Source organism: Actinomadura sp. (assembly GCF_044508335.1).
Taxonomy (GTDB): Bacteria; Actinomycetota; Actinomycetes; order Streptosporangiales; family Streptosporangiaceae; genus Spirillospora.
The window spans coordinates 46,561-65,393 of the sequence record NZ_JBIQHY010000002.1; the positions used below are offsets into that span (position 1 = coordinate 46,561).

Consider the following 18,833-nt stretch of genomic DNA (forward strand, 5'->3'; position numbering starts at 1 on the left):
TTGGCCCGCAGTGTCTTCCCAGGGGGGCGACCCCCTGGAACCCCCGATGGCGGGCCCGCATGCTCGGTGCCTTCCGGCACCTTCGCCTTGGCCCGCAGTGTCTTCCCAGGGGGGCGACCCCCTGGAACCCCCGATGGCGGGCTCCCCTGCTCGGTGCCTTCCGGCACCTTCGCCTTGGCCCGCAGTGTCTTTCCAGGGGGCGACCCCCTGGAACCCCCGGTGTTCGGGCTTCGCCCGAACCTTTGGCTGGGGCGTACGCGCAGAGTCTTTGGGTGCGACGTCCAAGAGACTTCACCCGCATCCAGGCGCGCACGGAGATCGTTGCAGCAGCCTTTGGGTGCAAGACCATGCCTTGATATCCGACTCGTCGGCTGTGCGCGCCAGCGGCTTTTTTCGTGGGGCCGGGCATGGACCATGTCACGCGCGGAACCATCGGCGGTCAGTGGTGCCTGGGGTGGGCTGCTCGGCGGTCGTGGGCGGGGGCGAAACTGGTTCGAGGTGGGGGTGGGAGTCCGGTAGGCTTGGCGAGGTCCGGGCGGAGATCGCTCGGATGTCCGGCCCCCGTCGTCTAGTGGCCTAGGACGCCGCCCTCTCAAGGCGGTAACGGCGGTTCGAATCCGCTCGGGGGTACACGCGGCCGCAGATCCTGGGATCTGCGGTTTTTGTTTTGCGGCCGAAGCGCCGAACAGGCCCGCCGTTCGTGGGTATGGGCTCCGTCGACGAATCCCCGTCCACGAGGAGCACCTGATGCGAGCTGTGCAGGTCGTCGGATACGGCCAGGATCTGCGGATGGCGGACGTTCCGATCCCCGGGGTGGACGGGCCGCTGGACGTCGTCGTCCGGATCGGCGGAGCCGGGGTGTGCCGGACGGATCTGCACATCCTCGAAGGGCAGTGGGCCGAGATGTCCGGCGTCGAACTGCCCTACACGATCGGGCACGAGAACGCCGGGTGGGTCGAGGCCGTCGGGCCGGCGGTGACGAACGTCGCCGAGGGCGACAAGGTGATCCTGCATCCCCTCGTCACGTGCGGGCTGTGCCGGGCCTGCCGGTCCGGGGACGACGTCCACTGCGAGAACAGCAGGTTCCCCGGCATCGACTCCAACGGCGGGTACGCGGACTACCTGAAGACGTCCGCGCGGAGCGTCGTGAAACTCGACGAGTCGCTGGAGCCCGCGGACGTGGCGGCGTTCGCCGACGCCGGGCTCACCGCCTACCACGCGGCGGCGAAGGCGGCGCGGCGGCTGACACCGCGGGACCGGTGCGTGGTGATCGGGGCCGGCGGGCTCGGGCACATCGGCGTGCAGGTGCTCAAGGCGATCAGCCCGGCCGAGCTCATCGTCGTCGACCGCAAGGCGGACGCCGTGGAGCTGGCGTCCGAGATCGGCGCGGACCACGGAGTCGTCGCCGACGGGGAGCACGTCGGGAAGGTGCTCGACCTCACCGGTGGCGGCGCGGAGGTCGTCGTCGACTTCGTCGGCGAGGGCGGCACGACCGCGGAAGGGCTGCGGATGCTGCGGCAGGCCGGCGACTACCACGTCGTGGGGTACGGGGAGAACATCGACGTCCCCACGATCGACATCATCTCCGCGGAGATCAACATCATCGGAAACCTCGTCGGGTCCTACAACGACCTGTGCGACCTGATGGCCCTCGCCGCCCGCGGCGCGGTGACGCTGCACACGAAGAATTACGGGCTGGACGACTTCCAGTCCGCGATCGACGACCTGGACGCCGGACGGGTCCGGGGGCGCGCCATCCTCACCCCCTGACGTGTGGGAAACCCCGCGGACGGGGAATGCCGCACGCGTGCGGTGGGGGTCGAGGGGCTGGTACGCGCTGCTGTTCGCGGTCATGGTGCTGGTCACCGCCGACGTGCTGCTCGACGGCCCGCTCCGGCGGCTCGACTGGATCATCCACGAGTTCTGCGACGCGCACGTCCGGGACGGGACGCTGGCCGCCGTGCACACGATCACCAAGCTCGGTCAGCGCGGCGTCCTGGTGGCGATCATCGCGCCGCTGTCCGCCGCCGCGGCGGTCCGCCGCCGTTCGCTGCGGTACCCGGCCATGAGTCTGGCCATCGTCGTGCTGCTGTCGCTGCTGCAGTCCGGGTTGAAGGCGGCCGTACCCCGGCGGTTTCCCGCCGGCGGGACCGACACGCTGTTCACCTACGGGACGGCCTATCCGTCGGGGCACACGCTCAACGCGTTCGTCCTGGACTGGGTGATCCTCGAACTGCTGGTCGTCGCGCTGCCCGAGGTCCGGTGCCGCCTGCCGCAGCGCCGGCGGCGCGACATCGCCCTCGTCACCGGGACCGCCGCCGCCGTCGCCTTGACGGTGGCGGACGAGCATTGGCTCACCGACGTGCTGTTCAGTCTCGCCCTGGGGCCCGTCCTGCTCGCCGGACTCATCGCCGCGGCGCCGTTCAATCGTGGGGACGAACCTCGCTGAGGGGTCCGTGCGTCCACTCCTGCCACGAGTACTCGTCGTCGACGAGGGCCAGCGTGAACCAGCCGCCGCCGAGGCAGTACGGCCCGCCGCGGAGGGTCCCGGTGAGCTCGCGCCACACGTCGTAGTCCTCGTGCCTGAGCAGCCGGCAGGCGTCGGTGACGACGATGCATTGCCGCAGCGAGGCCGGGCGCTCGCCGAGATGTCCAAGGAACTCCGTCCAGCCCTGGGCGGCCGGGTAGGGGAGCTGCAGAGCGGCGACGAACTGCTGGACGGCCTTGAGCGCGGTCGTGCATGCGGAGCCCAGCACCATCCGCACGTCCGCACCGTCGAGTACGTGGTCCAGGCGCTGGACGAGCGGCCCCACCTCTTCGGCGGACGCGGTCAATGCGACCAGTCCGCCGCGAGATTCCACCACATGGGCGGCCTTCAGCGCGATATTGAAAATGCGGGCGGTCTCCGGCTTGACACCGTATGAGGCGCCGCCGTCCCCCTCCCGCCACGAGAAGGGATAGCGGCGGCCCGCCGCCTTGTTCCCCTCGCTCATGCTCGTGAGGGAGCCCGCCATCACGTTCGCCGGATTCTTCGTCCCTTCCGGATCGAGGCGGAGTTCCTTCACCAGCTCCGTGTGATGGATTTCGCGGCCCGGGTGCCGGATGAGGTAGCGCAGGATGTCGCGGCCCTTGCCGTCCAGCGCCTCCCAATAGCGAAGCGCCCGGTCCTCATCGCCCGGCACCCATTCGGGGTCGTAGTGGCCTGAACCGCCGCTGCGCTGCCGCCACCGCGGATCGTCGTCGCTGAGGTGCATGAACGGGAATCTCCTTGACCAGGGGGTGCCGCCGCCCATGCTGGCGGACGCCCGGCTCGCACCGCCCGGGAATCCGGGATGTGGCAAAAGGCGGCCTGCCTAGAAGAGGGCGGGGATGACGATCGCGGCCAGCGAGGCGACGAGCCCGGCGAGTCCGGCGGTGTCCCAGAAGTCGGCGGCGCCGGCCGCGCGTTCCCGCCGGGTGTCGCGGACGTCTCCGGCCGACTGCCGCAACCGGTCCGCGGCGGCGGTGACGGCATCGGCGGGAACCGCGAGAAGGTGGGCCTTCACGGCGATCGGCCCGCCGTACTGATCCGTGCTCGCCCGGATGACGAATCTGGCCAGCCCCCGCCGCCCCTCCAGAGCTTCGGCCGGTTCGGCCGTCCGCACGATCAGGTTCGGCTTTCCCGAGCCCTTGACGTTGGTGTCGACGTCCACCTCGGTCACCTGGGACCAGGGAATGAACAGTTCGACCTGGTGCCAGGTGATGCCGTCGGCGTCCAGCGTCAGGCCGCGCCGGGTCCGCAGCGCCATCACCAGCCCGCTGACGAGGAACAAAAGCGTTCCCGCCACCCAGACGACAGATGAGAAAGAGGAGGCGAAGGACGCCGCCCCGAAGAACCGGCTGCCGAGGATCACGACGATGAGCAGCACATTCCACCATATGCCGTAATCCCGATAACGGACGCGGAGGGTCGCTTCGCTAGAGCCGTCAATCCGTGCGGAATCCACTCGCCGTTCTCCCTCGGTGCCGTCCAAAAAGACGCTGAACTCTATGGGGAATCAGAGCGCCCTGACCACCCCTTTACCGAGCGGACCGCCCGGCACGCCCTTCCACCGGGTGCATGTCCTTGGCTGATGAGCCCGGATGTGGTCAACTAAAATCACTGACATGGGGAGGGGCATGATGCGTGAGCAGGTGGGCGGGATCTCGCCGGGGGCGTCACTGGCCGAGAAGGTCGAGTGGCTGATCCGCAACCTGTGGCCGGCGGACGCGGAGCCGCCGCGCAACAACGTCGAGACTGCCGCGGCCATCTCGCGCGCCACCGGGGAGGACATCTCCTCCACCACCGTCTGGAAGCTGCGCACCGGACGGCAGGAGAACCCGCAGCTCAAGACGCTGACCGCGCTCGCCACCTTCTTCGGCGTGCCGATCGGGTTCTTCGGCTTCGCCGGGGAGTCCGCGCCGATCGGCGACGACCTGACGATCAAGGCGCTGCAGCGGGACGTCGAGCAGGGCATCATCCGCCCGGAGGTGCTGCGCGCGCTGGTCGACCTGTCGCCGCGCGCCCGCTGGGTCGTCGACGAGATGATCCTCGCCGCCGCCGCGGCCGACCGCGAACGCAAGCCCTAGCACGACACGCAAGCCCTAGCACCACTCGCGAGCCTCAGCGCGACATGTAGGCGAGCACGGCCAGCACGCGGCGGTGCCGGTCCGCGTCGTCGGCGATGCCCCGCTTCTGGAAGATGCCGCGCATGTGGGTCTCGACGGTCCGTTCCGCGAGGTGGAGCCGGGCGACCACGCCCGCGTTGGTGTGCCCTTCGGCGACCAGGGCGGGGACGTCGTGCTCCCGCGCGGTGAGGCAGGCCAAGGGGGTCCCGCCGCCCGGCGGGGGCGAGGAGCGCCCCGACGACCTCCGGGTCGAGCGCCGAGCCGCCGGCGGCGACCCGGTCCAGCGCGTCCAGGAAGTCGTCGACGCGCAGCACCCGGTCCTTGAGCGGGTAGCCGAAGCCGCCGGAGGAGACCAGCGCCACGGAGTGCCGCGTCTCCACATGCTGCGACAGCAGGATCATCGGCAGGCCCGGCGTGGTCTGCCGCAGCCGCCGCGCGGCGCGGGCGCCGTCGTCGGTCATCTCCGGGGGCATCCGCACGTCGATGACGGCGAGGTCCGGGCGGTGGTCCGCGACGCCGGCCTCCAGCGCGTCCGCGTCGCCGCGAGCACCGGCGCGGGGTCGCCCTGCTCCGGACGCGCCGACAGCGCGACCTGCAGCGCGGCACCGAGGACGAACACGCCGGCGGGCAGGGCCACGCGGGGGCGCAGCGCGGTGCCGGCGCGGACGGGCATCCCGCCATCATGCGGCGTGGCAGGGCGTTCGCGCATCCGTGCCAGCACGTGCTTCTTCTCCAGGGCCCGCCTGGATGTGCGGATCCGCCGGGACGTCCACGCTGAGCGGCATGGAACTCATCGTCATGCTGCTGGTGCCCCTCCCGCTCGGCTACCTGGTCCGGGACCGGGTCGCCGCCTACCTCGCCTACGTCGCCGTCCACTCGTTCGTCTTCACCTTCCAGACCATGACCCTGACCAGGGCGTGGGTCGGCGGCGAAACCGGGGCGTTCGGGAAGGACGCCGACGCCGTCCCGTGGAGCTACGCGGCGGTCAACGCCGCCATCTACGCGGTCGGGCTGGGCCTGGTCACCCTCGGGGCGAGGCTGCGCCGCCGGCGCGCCGCCGCGCGGCGGGAGGGGGTGGACATCTCGGGCTGAGGAGATGTTTCGGGGGCGTCGTGATCAGGTAAAGGCGGACTAGCCGTCCGATCGGGAGCCGCCATGCCGCCCTACGCCGTGGTCCTGTCGGTGCTCGGGCTGGTCGGGGCGGCCGTCGCCGCCGTGTACGCGGTGTCGTTCGCGGTCGCGCCGCGGGCGTTCGAGGCCGGGCCGTTCCTGTCGGGGGCCCGCCCGGCCGAGCACGCGCTGTCCCGGTTCCACGTGCGCTGGTACGCGGTGTCGATGGTGTTCCTCGCCTTCGACATGGAGATGGTCTTCATGTACCCGTGGGCGCTCGTCGTCGCGTCCGTGGGCGTGAAGGCCGTGGTGGAGATGTTCGCCTTCCTGGCGCTGCTGCTGGTCGGCGTCCTCTACGCGTGGCGGGAGGGGGCGCTGGGATGGGCCTGAGAGGCGACCCGCGCCCGTTCGTCGTGTCCGCGGCCGACGGGACGCCGGACAGGCTCGCGGTGGAGGCCGAGCTGCGGCGGCGCCGGTGGCGGCCCGCGCTGTCCCCCGCGGAGACGGGCATGCTCGTCGTCTGTGGGACACCGGGGCCGGCGCTGGCGGAGGCCATCGAGACCGTGTGGCGGGACATGCCCGAGCCGCGCGTCCGCGGGCTGGACGGCGAAAGGGGAGGCGGCGAGCGGCCCGCGCTGCGGCTCGACGCGGAGATGGCCGGCCGGGGGGACGACCGGGACGGCCTGCGGCTGGACGTCCTGCACGTGCCGCTCGGCCCGGTGCTGCCGTACTGGCCCGCCGGGCTGCGCGTCGATCTGACATTGCAGGGGGACGTCGTCCAGGCGGCGGAGGTCTCCGTCGTCGATCGTGCGGACGGGACGTTCTGGACGGACGGCAGACGGGTCCCGGCCCGGCTCGACAGCCTCTCGCGGTTCCTGCGCATCGCCGGGTGGGAGGCGGCGGGGGAGCGGGCCGCCGTGCTCCGCGACGAGGTCCTGGCGGGCGCGGCGGGGGCGCGGCCGGGGGCGTTCGTCCGGAGGGTCCGGCGGTCGCCCGCCCTGCGGTGGATGACGCGCGGCGTCGGCGGCGTGCGGGCGCGGGTCGAGGGGTGGCTCCGCGAGATCGAGGGGGCGGAAGGGAGGCCGCCGGAGCCGCTCGAAGCTCTGCCGTCGCTTCTGGAGGGGGCCGGGCTCGCCGAGGCGCGGCTGATCGTGGCGAGCTTCGATCCCGACCTCGGGGCGATCGATGGTTGAGGTCGTCGTCCTCGGCGTGCTCGCGGTCGCGGCGGCGGTGCTGAGCGGGGCCTTCGCCGGGCGTCCCGCGGCGCCGTTCCAGGAGGCCGTGCGGCTGCTGACCCTGCAGCGGCGCGTGACGCCCGCGTCCGACCGGCCGCTGACGAAGATCGGCGTCGTCTCGCTGCCGGTGGCGGCGGCGCTCGCGGCGCTGGTCGTGCCGCTCGGCGGCCGGGCGGCGGTCGGGTCGGACGTCGGCGTCGTCTGGTTCAACGCGATGGAGGTCGTCGCATGGGGGTCGGTGTGGCTGGCGGGGTGGGGCGTCAACTCCGCGTACGCGCTGGCCGGCGGCTACCGGTACCTCGCGCAGGGCCTCGCCTACGAGCTGCCGCACATGTTCGCGCTGATCACCGCCGCGCTGGGCGCGCACTCGCTGGACCTGCGGGTCATCGCGGCGGCGCAGGACGGGCTGTGGTTCGCGGTCTGGATGCCGGTCGCGTTCGCCGTGTACCTGGTCTCGGCGGCGGCGATGGCGTTCTGGGGGCCGTTCGGCCATCCGGTGGGCGGCGACCTGGCCGGGGGAGCGGCGGCCGAACTGTCCGGGCCCGACCGGCTCGTCTTCCTGGCGGGGCGGTACGGGCTGCTCACGGTGGCGTCGGCCGCCGCCGTCCCGCTGTTCCTCGGGGGCGGCGCGGGGCCGCTGCTGCCGGACCGGGTGTGGTCGCTGGTGAAGGCGTGCGCCGTCCTCGCCCTCCTCGTGTGGACGCGGGGGCGGGTGCCGACGCTGCGCATGGACCGGTTCATGACGGCGGCGTGGACGGTGCTGATCCCGGCCGTGCTGCTGCAGATGCTCGTCGTCGGGATCGTCGTCGTCTGAAGGAGGGGGAGCCGTGCAGGCCGCCGCGTTCTGGGTGCTCGCCGCCGCCGCGGTCGGGTCCGGCATCGCCGTCTTCACCGTGGACTCGATGGCGCGGGCGACGTTCTCGCTGCTCGCGTCCTTCCTGTGCGTCGGGGGCGAGCTGCTGCTCGTCGGCCTGCACTACCTCGGCGTCCTGGTCATCCTGATGATGATCATGGAGATGCTGGTGATGGCGGTGTTCATGATCATGTACATGATGAACCCGGCCGGGCTGATGCCGATGTCGATGCTGCACAACAGGCGCGGCGCGCTCGCCATCTCGGGCGCGGTGTTCGCGGCGCTCGCGGCCGGGATCGTCGCGATCCCGTGGCCCGAGCGCGCGGGCCGCCCGCCCCGCGATCCCGCGTTCGCGCTCGGCGAGTCGATCATGGGGCCGAAGATGCCGGTCATGATGGTGATCGGCATCGCGATCCTGGCCACCATGATCGCGACCGTGGTGCTGGCGACGCACCGGGGGCGGTACGGCCATGACGCTTGAGGCGTTCCTGCTGCTCGCCGCCGCGCTGTTCTGCGTCGGCCTGTTCGGGGCGCTGTCCCAGCAGTCGATCGTGATGCTGATGATGGGCCTCGAACTCATGATCAACGGCGTGGTGGTCGCGGCGGCCGGGTTCTGGTACTGGGTGTCGCCCGCCTTGCCGGACGGGCAGGTCCTCATCCTCGTCGCGATCACCGCGATGGCGCTGGAGATGGCGATGGGCTTCGCCGTGGTCACCGCGCTGTTCCGCGCCCGGGAGGTCGACACGACCGACGACGCGGGGGAGCTCAAGGGATGAGCGGCGCGGGCGGGGCGGTGCGGGCGGCCGCCCCCGGGCGGGGGGCGGCCGGATGATCCGGCTGGCCGGGCCGGCGGTGGACGGGCTGTCCGCCGTGCTGCTGGTGACCCTGGCCGCCGTCCTCGCGGCCGTCCTCCTCTTCGCCGCCGGGGAGCGGTACGGCGCCCGCTTCCACGGGCTGATGCTGCTGTTCGCCGCGGCGATGGCGGTCACCGTCACCGCGACCGACCTGCTCATGCTGCTGATGGGCTGGGAGGTCATGGGCGCGATGTCCTACGCGCTGATCGCCTACGTGTGGCCGGACGCGGACCGGGTCCGGTCGGCGGGCGTCGCGTTCCTGACCACGCGGGCCGCCGACATGGGGCTCTACGCCGCCGCCGGGTTCGCGCTCGCCGGAGCGGGCTCGCTGCGGCTCGACGCGCTGGCGCGGGCGGACGGCCCCTGGCGGGACCTGGTCGCGGCCGGGATCGTGGTGTCCGCGCTGGGGAAGTCGGCGCAGCTCCCGTTCTCGTTCTGGCTGGCGCGGGCGATGGCGGGGCCGAGCCCGGTATCGGCCCTGCTGCATTCGGCGACCATGGTCGCCGCCGGCGCGTACCTGCTGATGCGCGTCCACCCGCTGCTGGCGGCCACGGGATGGGCGGAGGCGCTGGTGTCCTGGGCGGGCGCGGCCACCGCCCTGGTCCTGGGCGCCGTCGCGCTCGCGCAGCGCGACCTCAAGCAGCTTCTCGCCGCGTCCACGTGCTCGCAGATCGGCTTCATGGTGCTCGGGGCGGGGGCCGGTTCGGTGAGCGGCGGGACGGCCCAGCTGGTCGCGCACGCGGCGGTGAAGAGCCTGCTGTTCCTGTGCGCGGGTGCCTGGCTGAGCGCCCTCGGGACAGAGCGGCTGGACGGGCTGCGGGGCGCGGCCCGGCGGCACCGGGTCGCCGGGGCCGCGTTCGGGGCGGGGGCGCTCGCGCTGGCGGGCGTCCCGCCGCTGTCGCTGTGGGTGACGAAGGACGCGGTGCTCGCCGGCCTCCCCGCGGGGCTGCTCGCGGTCGGGCTCGCGGCGTCGGTGCTGTCGGCCGCATACGCGGCGAAGGCCCTGTTCGCGGTGTTCCGTCCCGCCGAGGGCGCGGCCGTGCGGGTGCCCGTCCTGGGGCAGGTTCCACTGGTCGTACTGGCCGTCGCGTCCGGCGTCCTCGGCGTGCTGGGCCTCCCGGCGGTGGCCGGAGCCTGGAACCGGATGCTCGGGGCGCCGGACGGCGGCGGGGCCGATGCCCGGCTGCTCGTCCTGTCCGGGGCCCTGGCGGTGGTCGCGGTCGCCGCGGTGGGCGCCGCCCGGCGGGTTCCGGCTCCCGCGTGGGCGGCGGAGTGGCTGTACCTGGAGCGGGCCGCCGTCGCCGTGGTGGTGCGCCCCGCGTTCGCGGCCGCGCGGGCGCTCGCGCGGTTCGACGACCGGATCGTGGACGGCGCCGTCCGGGGCGTCGCGCGGGGCGGCCGGCGGGCGGCGGGCCTGACCGGACGCCGGGCCGAGATCCGCGTGGACGGCGCGGTATCCGCGATCGGCCGCGCCGCCCGCGGTCTCGGCGCGCTGGCCCGGTACCCGCAGACCGGCCAGGTCCACGTCTACTTCGCCCAGGCCGCGGTGGTGCTCGCGGTGCTCGTCGCCGTCGCCCTCCTGGCCGGGTGACCCCCATGCTGACCGTCGCGATCTTCCTGCCGGCCGCCGCCGCGGTCGCGCTGCCGGCCGTCCCGCGCCGCGCGGTGCCGTGGACGTGGATCGCCGTCACCCTCGCCGAGGTCGCGCTCGTCACATGGATGTGGGTCTCCCACGGGACGGGCGCCGGGACGTCGTACGAGACGAACACGCGGTGGATCCCGTCCGTCGGGGCCGGCTACCACGTCGGCGTGGACGGCCTGTCGCTGCCGCTCCTCGCGCTGACCGCCGTGCTGTTCGCCGCCTGCGCGGTGTACTCGCTGCGCCAGGCGCGGCGGCCGCGGGCGTTCGCGGTGCTGTTCCTCTTCCTGGAGACCGTGTGCCTGGGGCTCTTCGCCGCCCTCGACCTCCTGCTGTTCTTCGTGTTCTTCGACCTGTCGATCGTCGGCATGTACTTCGTGATCCTGCTGTGGGGGCACGGCGACCGGTCACGGTCGGCGCTGAAGTTCTTCCTGTACACGTTCCTGGGGTCGCTGGTACTGCTGCTCGGCTTCATCGGGCTCTACCTCGGCGCCGACCCCAACACGTTCGACATGGTCGAGCTCACCCGCGATCCGCCGCTGCACGGGGGGCCGGCCGGGCTGACGCTGCTCGCCGTCGGGATCGGCCTCGGCATCAAGACGCCCGTCGTCCCCTTCCACACCTGGCTGCCGCCCGCGCACACCGACGCGCCCGCCGCCGGGTCGGCGATCCTCGCCGGCGTCATGCTGAAGATGGGCGCCTACGGGTTCGTCCGGATCGCGATGCCGATGCTGCCGGACGCCTGGCGCCGCTACGCGCTCGTCGTCCTGATCGTCGGGCTGGTCGGCGTCCTGTACGGGGCGCTGGTCGCGCTCGCGCAGGACGACGTCAAGCGGCTCGTCGCGTACACGTCCGTGAACCACATGGGGTACGTCGTCCTGGCGCTGGGCGCGGCCGGGTACGCGTCCGGCGACGCCGCCGCGCGGCGGCTCGCCGTCACCGGCGCGGTCACGCAGATGGTCAGCCACGGGCTCATCACGGGTGCGCTGTTCCTGCTGTGCGGCGTCCTGTACGACCGGGCCGGGAGCTACGGCCTCGGCCGGTTCGGCGGCATCGCGGGCCGCGCGCCCGCCTTCGCCGGGCTGACCGCGGTCGCGGCGTTCGCGTCGCTCGGGCTGCCCGGACTGTCCGGGTTCATCGCCGAGTTCCAGATCTTCGCCGGGACGATCGGCAGCGGCACGGCCGCCGCCGCCGTGGCCGGCGCGCTCGCCATCACCGGGATCCTGATCACGGCGGCGCTGTTCCTGCGCGTCCTGCACCGGGCCGTGCTCGGGCCGCCCGGCGAGCTGACCGGGCGGGTCACCGACGTGCGGCGGCCCGAACTGGCCGCGCTCCTGCCGCTGCTGCTCCTGTCGCTGCTCATCGGCGTCGCGCCGCGCGGCCTGCTCGACACGATCGAACCGCTGTCGGCCGCCGTGACCGCACTCGTGGGGCGCTGATGAACGAGAACCCCGCCGACCTCGCACCCGAGCTGTGCGTGCTGATCGCCGCCGTGCTCGGGCTGGTCGGCGGGCTGTTCCTGCCCCGCGAGCGGCAGTGGCGCGTCGCGGTGGTCTGCGCGGCGGGGCTCGCCGCGGGGCTGGCCGCCGCCGGCGCGGCGGCGACCCGCACCGACCTGGCGGTGTTCGACGCGTTCATGGTCGACCCGATCACGCACGTCACCCGGATCGCCGTGCTCGGCGCGACCCTCGGCGTGCTGGCCCTGGCGGCCGGGCGGGTGCGCGGCCATCCCCGGGAGAGCGAGCACTACGTCCTGATCCTGCTGTCGGCGCTCGGGACGGTCGTGCTGGGCGCCGCGTCCGATCTGCTGGTGCTGGTCGCCGCCTACCTGCTGGCGAGCATCCCCGCCTACGCGCTCGCCGGGTTCGGCAAGGACGCGCCCGGCACCGAGGCGGCGCTGAAGTACTACCTGATGAGCGCGCTGCTCGGCGTGTTCATGCTCGCCGGGGTGACGGTCCTGTCCGGGGTGGGGCGCGGCACCGCGTACCCGGCCCTGCGGGCCGGGCTGGCCGGGGCGCCTCCGGCGGCGGTCGCGGCCGGGACGGTCGCGCTGCTCGCCGGGCTGCTGTTCAAGGCGGGCGCCGTGCCGGGGCATTTCTGGGTCCCGGACGTGACCGAGGGCGCCCCGCCCGCGATCGCCGCGTTCGTCACGACCGTCCCGAAGATCGGGGCGTTCGCCGCCCTCTACCGGTTCGGCGCCGAGGCGCTGCCGCCCGGGACGTCCTGGCCCGCGCTCGTCGCCGTGGTCGCCGCCGCGACGATGACGCTCGGCAACCTGGCCGCGTTCGGGCAGGACAACGTGCGGCGGCTGCTTGCGTACTCGACCGTCGGGCAGGCGGGCTTCCTGCTCGTCCCCGTCGCGATGGCCGGCCGCACCGACCTGGCCGAGCCCGCGCTGCTGTACTACGTCCCGGCCTACGCGGTGACGAACCTCGGCGCGTTCGCGGTCGTGCTCGCCCGCGGGCGGGACGGCCTCGCCGGCTACGCCGGGCTGATGCGCGGCTCCCCGCTGCTCGGGCTGTCGCTCGTCGTCTGCCTGCTCGGCTTCGTCGGCACCCCGCCGACCGCCGTGTTCGTCGGGAAGGTCCTGATGTTCGGCGCGGCCCTGGACGGCGGCTACGCCTGGCTCGCCGCCGTCGCGGCAGTGAACACGGTCGCGAGCGTGTTCTACTACCTGCGCTGGATCGTCCCGCTGTTCCGCGGGGCGGACGGACGGCCGCGCCCCGCGCGCGGCGCCTCCGCCGTCGCGGTCGCCGCCGCCCTGTTCACCCTGGCCCTCGGGATCGGCAGCGGCCTCGCGCTCACGACGTGAGCAGGCCGCGCGATTCGGCGAGGTCGAGGGCGGCCCCGGCGGCGGGCGCGAGCAGGTGCCGGTCGCCGCGGCCCACGTAGACGTACTCGTCCACCTCGCCGGCCGCGGTCATGGCGCCCGCGTAGGCGGCGGTGAAGCAGGCCATCCGCACCCGGGCGAAGTCGGGCTGGTCGTGGGCGGGCGCCCAGACGACGCCCAGCTCCCGGAAGGACGCCCGGTCCAGCTCCAGGGCGAGTTCCTCGCGGACCTCGCGGGACAGCGCCGACCAGTCGTCCTCCCCGGGCTCCCGCTTGCCGCCGGGCAGGTACAGCAGGTCGCGGCCCCGGGACCGGACCGCGAGCATCCGGCCGCCGGACACCTGGACCCAGGCGACCACGTCGAGGAACGCCACGGCGGTCAGCCCGCCCTTCGCAGCGTGAGGGAGCCCGCGCCGGCGAGGCCGAGCGACTCGGCGGCCGAGCCCTGGTTGACGGCGAGGCCCAGCCAGCCGGACGAGTCGACCCACAGCAGCGGCTCACCCGGGGCCACGCCGCCGAAGGTCTCCTCGAACGTGAGCCGCACGGTGCCGGCCTCCCCGCCGGCGGACCAGGCGGCGGTCAGCGGGGTCCCCGGCGCCAGCTCGCCGAACGCGGCGGCCAGGTCGGCAGGCTCGGCGCCGAGGACCAGGCTGCCGAAGCGGTCGGTGTAGAGGACGGGGGCCGTGAGCGCCCCGTCCTCGATCGCGGGCGGCGGGACGTCCAGCGGTACCGGCTCGACCGGGGCGCCGAGATCGGCCGCGGCGGCGCCGTTCGCGACGTGCGCGGCGGCCGGTGCGAACACGTCGCGGCCGTGAAAGGAGGCCGACACCTCCGGCAGCCGGTAGGCGGGGTTCTCCAGCGCGTGCGCCCGGACGACGCCGCCCAGCTTCTCGGCCGCCGGGACCAGCAGGCCGTTGTCGGGACCGACCAGCACGTCCCCGCGGCCGGTCTCGATCGCGACGGGCCGGCGCGGCGTCCCGACGCCGGGGTCCACGATCCCCGTGTGCACGCCCACCGGCAGGTACGGGAGCGCCTGCCGGAGCAGCATCGCGCCCTCCCGGACGTCGAACGGCGTGATCTCGTCGCTCAGCACCAGGACTCTCGCCGCCGGGGCGATCGTGTGGATCACGCCCGCGCAGATCGCCGTGTACGCGGCCCCGAAATCGGTCGCCAGGCTGACGAACGGGCGGGTCTCGGGCATGGGCCCGAGCCTACCGAGGACCGCCCGTATCCTTCACGGGTGCGCGCCGAAGCCCTCGACCCCGTGCTGCTGCGGACGTTCGTCGCCGTAGCCGACCTCGGCTCGTTCACCGCGGCCGCCGCCGCCGGGGGGTACACGCAGTCGGCGGTGTCGCGGCAGATCGCGGCGCTGGAGGACGTCTGCGGCGTGGAGCTGTTCGCGCGCGGCGCCCGCGGCGTCCGCCCGACGCCGGCGGGGGAGTACCTGCTGCCGCACGCGCGCGCCCTCCTGGACCGGCTCGCCGACACCGCCCGCGCCCTCGACGGGCTGCGCCGCCTCGACACCGGGACGCTGCGGCTCGGGGCCTTCCCCACCGCCAACGCCGCGCTCGTGCCGCGCGCCCTCGCCCGGTTCCGGGCCCGCCATCCGGGGGTGCGGCCGGTGCTGCGCGAGGGGACGACCGAGCGGCTGCTGCCGATGCTGGACGCCGGCGATCTCGACATCGCCCTGGTCAGCACGCACAAGCACCCGTCGATCGACGCCGAGGACCTGGTGACCCTGCTGGACGACGCGCTCCTCGTCGCGCTGCCGAGCGGCCACCGGCTGGCCGGGCGGGACCGCGTCCCCCTGGGCGAGCTGGCGGACGAGCCGTGGATCGTCGCCGACGACCCGGAGGCGATCGCCGCGCTGCGCGCCCGGTGCGAGGACGCCGGGTTCGTCCCGCAGACACCGCTGCGGGTCGCCGAGTGGATCTCCAAGCTGGGCCTCGTCGCGGAGGGGTTCGGGGTCACGCTCGTGCCCGCGGTGGCGGCGTCCGCGCTGGCCCGGGACGGCGTCGTGCTGCGCGCGGTCGCGTCCGGCCGGCCGCGCCGCTCCGTCTACGCGGCGGTCGGGCGGCACGCGCGCAGGTCCCCGGCCGTCACCGCGTTCCTGGCGGACCTGCGGGACGCGGCCGGGGAACTGCGGCCCTGACCGTCACGGCCTTCGCGTCACGGAACGGCGGCGACGATCTCCACCTCGATCAGCGCGTCCGGGTGGAACAGACGGGGCACCTCCACGGTCGTGCTGGTCGGCGGAGCGCCGGTGAAGTACCGGCTCCGGACGGCCCCGTACTCGGCGCGCAGGTCCATGTCGGTGAGGAACGTGCGGATGTTGACGACGTCGGCGAAGCCCGCGCCGTGCGCGGCGAGGATGCGTTCGAGCAGCGACATGACGACCTCCGACTGGCGGGTCATGTCGCCGGGGGCGTCCACCTTGCCGTTCTCGTCCAGGGCGATCTGCCCCGACACGTACAGCATCGGACCCTGCGTGACGTACGCGGTGTGGGAGTAGGCGGGGTTCGGCGGCGCCGGGACGGTCGCCGGGTTGCCGAGCGTGACGCGCATCTGTGCGGTTCTCCTGGTGTGGTCTGCGAGTGCGGTGAGGTCGTGGCCGGCCAGCCCGGCGGCCAGCGCGCTCTCCGTCCGGGCCGCGACGGCGGACAGCACGCCGCCGCGGCCCGTCCCGCCGAGCGCGAGGGCGAGGTCCTTGGCGGCGAGGGCGAGGGTGAAGCGCGGCGGGCCGGGGCCGTCCAGCAGCCGCCGGGCCTGCGGGCTGGTGCGGGACAGGGCGTCCAGGGCCAGGCCGGCGTCGACGCCGAGCCGGTCGGCGACGGCCAGCGCCTCGCCGAGGACGGCGAAGTTCCCGACGAGCACGCTGTTCACCACCACCTTGAGCGCCGCTCCCGCGCCCGGCGGCCCGGCGTGCCGGACGGTGCCGAGCGCCGCGAAGGCGTCCGCGCAGCGGGCCAGGTCGGCGTCCGCGGCGCCCGCGAGGATCACCAGCTCGCCCGCCTCCGCCTGCGGGACGCTGCCGGACACCGGCGCGTCCACGTACCCGACGCCCTCGGGCAGCCGGTTCCGGATCCGGTGCACGGCGGCCGGGCCGATCGTCGACATGTCGGCGATCACGGCGCCCGGCTCCAGCGCGGCGGCGGCCCCGCCGGGGCCGAACAGCACGTCCTCGACCGCGCCCGCGTCGGCGAGCATGGTGATCACCAGGTCGCGGCCCGCGGCGGCCTCGGCGGGCGTGGCGCCGGCGGCGGCGCCGGCCCCCGCCAGCGGCGCGGCCTTGGCGGAGGTCCTGTTCCATACGGACACGTCGTGACCGGCGGCCAGCAGCCGCCCGGCCATGGGCAGGCCCATCCGGCCGAGTCCGAGAAAAGCGATTCTTGTCATGGCGGAATCGACGTTAAGCGCCGCGCCGCCATGACACCAGCGAAGACTTCGCAGGGCAGCCATGCGCGCCCAGCATGGCTCAGGGGACGGTGAAGAGCAGCGCGACGACGGCCAGCAGCATCGCCAGCCCGGTCGCCAGCAGGACGGAGACCGGGTCGGCCGCGCCCCCGGAGGCCGGGCGGCGCCGCCGGGCGTGCAGGCTCGCCCGGCTGCGGCGCAGCAGCAGTCCGGCGCCGCCGCAGACGACCGCCGCCGCGACGGCCGCGCCGGGCGCCGACGGCGCGAACCGCACGCACAGCAGCCCGGCGACGATGAGGGCGAGCGCGGTGCGCGACCAGGCGAGCGCCGTCCGCTCCGGCTGCGCCCCCCGGTCCCCGGGCCTCACCGCGCGACCAGGATCGCGACCAGCAGGGCGATCGAGGCGACCGCGACGCCGTAGGCCATGACCGGCGCGAGCGCGGGCGGCGGGAGGGGCTCCTCGCGGCGCAGCGCGCGCTCGGTGCGCAGCCAGCGGCGGAACGCCAGCGCCGCGACGAGCGCCCCGGCCGCGGCGAAGACCGTCGCGAGGACGTGCCGCAGCACCGTCTCGACGAAGTCGTCGGCGAGCGCGAGGGCGATGCCGCCCGCGACCAGCGCCAGCGCCGTCCGGATCCAGGCCAGGAACGTGCGCTCGTTCGCGAGCGTGAAGCGGGGGTCGGGGTCGCTGCCGTCCGCGAGCAGGCGGTCGGTCCACCTGCCGCCGGAGCCCGTGGGTTCTGTCGCGGTCATCACGATGAATATTAGGCGACGGAAATGAATGCGCTATTGCCCGGCCCTGAATATCAATTCCGATGGATTATCTGGGAAATGCCGGATGGGCGGGCGGGTCAGCGGGCGCCGAAGCGGCGGGCCGAGGCGTTCTCCTGGGCGAGCCGGTGCAGGGCCGTGAGGACCTGCTCGTAGAGGACGGTCGAGACGAGCAGCGAGTGGACGGCCCGGCCGCGCGGGACGCCGTCGGCGACCCGGCCGATCTCGTGCTCGGCGACCCCGGCCGCGGCCCGTACGTAGGGGCGCAGGTCCTTGAGGGTGATGGGGTAGCCGAGGCGGCGCAGCGCGACGAACGTGTGCGCGAGCAGGTCGCGGGCGGGGGCGTCCGGGCCGACCGTCCAGCCCAGCTCGCGCATGAGGGCGTCGACGTCCTCGCGGGCGGCGCGCCAGTGCGGGTCGTGCGGCGCGGCGACGTGCGGGCCGATCGCGTGCTGGACGGTGGCGAACAGGTCGTGGAGGCTGACCCGGTCGTCGTCGAGGGCCGCGATGATCTGCTGGATCGCCGCCACCGGCAGGTCGCCGACCTCGCGCAGCGCGCTGATCAGCCGGAGCCGCTCCAGGTGGCGCGCGTCGTACTCCGCGCGGGTCGCGCTCACCGCCGAGCCCTTCGGGAGCAGGCCCTCCCGGATGTAGAACTTGATCGTCTGGACCGTCAGCCCGCTCCGATCGCTGAGCTCGGAGATCTGCACCGTCGAAACCCCCTCCACCGGAGGCCAACGGTAGCGAGGCCGGGGGATTGGATACCGGCACTATCCAATGTCCGTCCGAGTTGTACTGGTTCCAAGGCGCGTGCCGATCCCCGGGCCGGTGAGCGAGCGCCTTGTCGTCGATCGATTCCTCGGCGACCCTCCCCGCCCGGACGGCTTCGACGAGCCTGCCCCGCCACGGGCTTGCGGGGAGGCCGGGCATCTCCACGTCCATCCCCGCGCGGGCGCTCTCCTCGGTCGAGCGGATCGCCGTCCAGTCCGAGACGACGACGCCGTCGAACCCCCAGCGCTCCTTCAGCACGCCCGTCAGCAGTTCGCGGTGCTCCGTCATGGGCGTGCCGTTGACCTTGTTGTACGCGGCCATCACCGCCCACGCGCCCGCCTTCACCGCCTCCTCGAACGGGCGCAGGTACAGCTCGTCCAGGGCCTCCCCGCCGATGCGCGCGTCGTAGGACATGCGCGCGGTCTCGGAGTCGTTGCCGACGAAGTGCTTCACCGCGGCCGCCACGCCCGCCGACTGGACGCCCCGCACGAACGCCGCGCCGATGCGGGCCGTGAGCAGCGGATCCTCGGAGTAGTTCTCGAAGTGCCGGCCGCCGAGCGGCGTCCGGTGCAGGTTGACCGTCGGAGCGAGCTGGACGTGCACGCCCCTGTCGCGCGCCTGGGCGCCGTTCAGCCGCCCGATCCGCTCGGCGAGCGCCGGATCCCACGTCGCGGCCAGCGCCGTCGGGTTCGGGAACAGCAGGCTAAGGCCGG

At 74.0% G+C, this 18,833-nt stretch carries 23 protein-coding genes, 1 tRNA gene and 2 pseudogenes; 14 read left to right on the forward strand and 12 right to left on the reverse strand.

Features of this window, described 5'->3' with window-relative positions; genetic code table 11:
* Positions 1–557 precede the first annotated feature (557 nt).
* From ACIWVC_RS01190 to ACIWVC_RS01200, 3 genes are all read left to right on the forward strand, one after another.
* A tRNA-Glu gene (locus ACIWVC_RS01190) sits at positions 558–630 on the forward strand.
* A 117-nt stretch (positions 631–747) separates the two neighbouring features.
* Complete coding sequence (locus ACIWVC_RS01195; protein WP_396452496.1) at positions 748–1,770, forward strand: NAD(P)-dependent alcohol dehydrogenase; 1,023 nt, start codon at positions 748–750, stop codon at positions 1,768–1,770.
* A 37-nt stretch (positions 1,771–1,807) separates the two neighbouring features.
* On the forward strand, positions 1,808–2,449 hold the full coding sequence (locus ACIWVC_RS01200; RefSeq protein ID WP_396452498.1) for a phosphatase PAP2 family protein: 642 nt from the start codon (positions 1,808–1,810) through the stop codon (positions 2,447–2,449).
* Here the strand turns inward: ACIWVC_RS01200 and ACIWVC_RS01205 are convergent.
* Positions 2,424–3,254 (reverse strand): DUF6416 domain-containing protein, encoded by an 831-nt coding sequence (locus ACIWVC_RS01205; RefSeq protein ID WP_396452500.1) that lies wholly within the window; start codon positions 3,252–3,254, stop codon positions 2,424–2,426. The two genes, ACIWVC_RS01200 and ACIWVC_RS01205, sit on opposite strands and share 26 nt — an antisense overlap.
* A gap of 99 nt (positions 3,255–3,353) precedes the next feature.
* Entirely contained in the window at positions 3,354–3,986 is a 633-nt protein-coding gene (locus tag ACIWVC_RS01210) for a hypothetical protein (protein WP_396452502.1), read from the reverse strand.
* Positions 3,987–4,146: 160 nt separating this feature from the next.
* Between ACIWVC_RS01210 and ACIWVC_RS01215 the strand changes: the two genes are divergently transcribed.
* Positions 4,147–4,608: a hypothetical protein gene (locus tag ACIWVC_RS01215; protein ID WP_396452504.1), complete on the forward strand. Its 462-nt coding sequence runs from the start codon at positions 4,147–4,149 to the stop codon at positions 4,606–4,608.
* A gap of 34 nt (positions 4,609–4,642) precedes the next feature.
* Here the strand turns inward: ACIWVC_RS01215 and ACIWVC_RS01220 are convergent, their stop codons facing one another.
* The 3 genes and pseudogenes from ACIWVC_RS01220 to ACIWVC_RS01230 all read right to left on the reverse strand — a co-directional run bounded on the left by ACIWVC_RS01220 (position 4,643) and on the right by ACIWVC_RS01230 (position 5,320).
* On the reverse strand, positions 4,643–4,846 hold the full coding sequence (locus tag ACIWVC_RS01220) for a helix-turn-helix transcriptional regulator (protein ID WP_396452506.1): 204 nt from the start codon (positions 4,844–4,846) through the stop codon (positions 4,643–4,645).
* A 181-nt stretch (positions 4,847–5,027) separates the two neighbouring features.
* Positions 5,028–5,126, reverse strand: a pseudogene (locus ACIWVC_RS01225) (DNA-binding response regulator); the annotation flags it as partial.
* Positions 5,105–5,320 (reverse strand): hypothetical protein, encoded by a 216-nt coding sequence (locus ACIWVC_RS01230; RefSeq protein ID WP_396445837.1) that lies wholly within the window; start codon positions 5,318–5,320, stop codon positions 5,105–5,107. The gene ACIWVC_RS01230 and the pseudogene ACIWVC_RS01225, both read right to left, overlap by 22 nt.
* A 110-nt stretch (positions 5,321–5,430) precedes the next feature.
* On the opposite strand from ACIWVC_RS01230, the gene ACIWVC_RS01235 reads away from it, so the two are divergent.
* From ACIWVC_RS01235 to ACIWVC_RS01275, 9 genes are all read left to right on the forward strand, one after another.
* Positions 5,431–5,739: a hypothetical protein gene (locus tag ACIWVC_RS01235; RefSeq protein ID WP_396445838.1), complete on the forward strand. Its 309-nt coding sequence runs from the start codon at positions 5,431–5,433 to the stop codon at positions 5,737–5,739.
* Positions 5,740–5,802: 63 nt separating this feature from the next.
* Positions 5,803–6,147 (forward strand): NADH-quinone oxidoreductase subunit A, encoded by a 345-nt coding sequence (locus ACIWVC_RS01240; RefSeq protein ID WP_396445839.1) that lies wholly within the window; start codon positions 5,803–5,805, stop codon positions 6,145–6,147.
* Positions 6,138–6,950, forward strand: a complete 813-nt coding sequence (locus tag ACIWVC_RS01245; protein WP_396445840.1) for a hypothetical protein — start codon at positions 6,138–6,140, stop codon at positions 6,948–6,950. The genes ACIWVC_RS01240 and ACIWVC_RS01245 overlap by 10 nt, the downstream gene beginning before the upstream one ends.
* Positions 6,943–7,806 (forward strand): complex I subunit 1 family protein, encoded by an 864-nt coding sequence (locus tag ACIWVC_RS01250; RefSeq protein WP_396445841.1) that lies wholly within the window; start codon positions 6,943–6,945, stop codon positions 7,804–7,806. The genes ACIWVC_RS01245 and ACIWVC_RS01250 overlap by 8 nt, the downstream gene beginning before the upstream one ends.
* Positions 7,807–7,819: 13 nt before the next feature.
* The gene (locus tag ACIWVC_RS01255) at positions 7,820–8,326 is read left to right on the forward strand and encodes an NADH-quinone oxidoreductase subunit J (protein ID WP_396445842.1); all 507 of its coding nucleotides are present in this window, start codon (positions 7,820–7,822) and stop codon (positions 8,324–8,326) included.
* Complete coding sequence (gene nuoK / locus ACIWVC_RS01260) at positions 8,316–8,621, forward strand: NADH-quinone oxidoreductase subunit NuoK (protein WP_396445843.1); 306 nt, start codon at positions 8,316–8,318, stop codon at positions 8,619–8,621. The genes ACIWVC_RS01255 and nuoK overlap by 11 nt, the downstream gene beginning before the upstream one ends.
* A 52-nt stretch (positions 8,622–8,673) precedes the next feature.
* The gene (locus ACIWVC_RS01265) at positions 8,674–10,290 is read left to right on the forward strand and encodes a proton-conducting transporter membrane subunit (RefSeq protein ID WP_396445844.1); all 1,617 of its coding nucleotides are present in this window, start codon (positions 8,674–8,676) and stop codon (positions 10,288–10,290) included.
* Between the two features lie 5 nt (positions 10,291–10,295).
* Positions 10,296–11,777 (forward strand): NuoM family protein, encoded by a 1,482-nt coding sequence (locus tag ACIWVC_RS01270; RefSeq protein ID WP_396445959.1) that lies wholly within the window; start codon positions 10,296–10,298, stop codon positions 11,775–11,777.
* Complete coding sequence (locus tag ACIWVC_RS01275; protein ID WP_396445845.1) at positions 11,777–13,150, forward strand: NADH-quinone oxidoreductase subunit N; 1,374 nt, start codon at positions 11,777–11,779, stop codon at positions 13,148–13,150. Before ACIWVC_RS01270 ends, ACIWVC_RS01275 begins: the two co-directional genes overlap by 1 nt.
* Here ACIWVC_RS01275 and ACIWVC_RS01280 read toward each other — a convergent pair.
* Positions 13,140–13,541 carry an NUDIX domain-containing protein gene (locus ACIWVC_RS01280; protein ID WP_396445846.1) on the reverse strand — a complete coding sequence of 134 codons (402 nt, stop codon included), beginning with the start codon at positions 13,539–13,541 and terminating at the stop codon, positions 13,140–13,142. The two genes, ACIWVC_RS01275 and ACIWVC_RS01280, sit on opposite strands and share 11 nt — an antisense overlap.
* Positions 13,542–13,546: 5 nt before the next feature.
* Positions 13,547–14,368, reverse strand: a complete 822-nt coding sequence (locus tag ACIWVC_RS01285) for an S-adenosyl-l-methionine hydroxide adenosyltransferase family protein (RefSeq protein WP_396445847.1) — start codon at positions 14,366–14,368, stop codon at positions 13,547–13,549.
* 39 nt (positions 14,369–14,407) lie between these two features.
* Here ACIWVC_RS01285 and ACIWVC_RS01290 point away from each other — a divergent pair, with 39 nt between their 5' ends.
* Positions 14,408–15,319 (forward strand): LysR family transcriptional regulator, encoded by a 912-nt coding sequence (locus tag ACIWVC_RS01290; RefSeq protein ID WP_396445848.1) that lies wholly within the window; start codon positions 14,408–14,410, stop codon positions 15,317–15,319.
* A gap of 17 nt (positions 15,320–15,336) precedes the next feature.
* Here ACIWVC_RS01290 and ACIWVC_RS01295 read toward each other — a convergent pair whose 3' ends face one another.
* The 5 genes and pseudogenes from ACIWVC_RS01295 to ACIWVC_RS01315 form a co-directional block, all read right to left on the reverse strand.
* Entirely contained in the window at positions 15,337–16,563 is a 1,227-nt protein-coding gene (locus tag ACIWVC_RS01295; protein WP_396445849.1) for an NAD(P)-binding domain-containing protein, read from the reverse strand.
* 79 nt (positions 16,564–16,642) lie between these two features.
* Entirely contained in the window at positions 16,643–16,948 is a 306-nt protein-coding gene (locus ACIWVC_RS01300; protein ID WP_396445850.1) for a DUF202 domain-containing protein, read from the reverse strand.
* Positions 16,945–17,331 carry a YidH family protein gene (locus ACIWVC_RS01305; protein ID WP_396445851.1) on the reverse strand — a complete coding sequence of 129 codons (387 nt, stop codon included), beginning with the start codon at positions 17,329–17,331 and terminating at the stop codon, positions 16,945–16,947. The genes ACIWVC_RS01300 and ACIWVC_RS01305 overlap by 4 nt, the downstream gene beginning before the upstream one ends.
* Positions 17,332–17,429: 98 nt before the next feature.
* Positions 17,430–18,077 (reverse strand): MerR family transcriptional regulator, encoded by a 648-nt coding sequence (locus ACIWVC_RS01310; RefSeq protein ID WP_396445852.1) that lies wholly within the window; start codon positions 18,075–18,077, stop codon positions 17,430–17,432.
* Between the two features lie 169 nt (positions 18,078–18,246).
* Positions 18,247–18,822, reverse strand: a pseudogene (locus tag ACIWVC_RS01315) (glycoside hydrolase family 3 protein); the annotation flags it as partial.
* Positions 18,823–18,833: the final 11 nt, after the last annotated feature.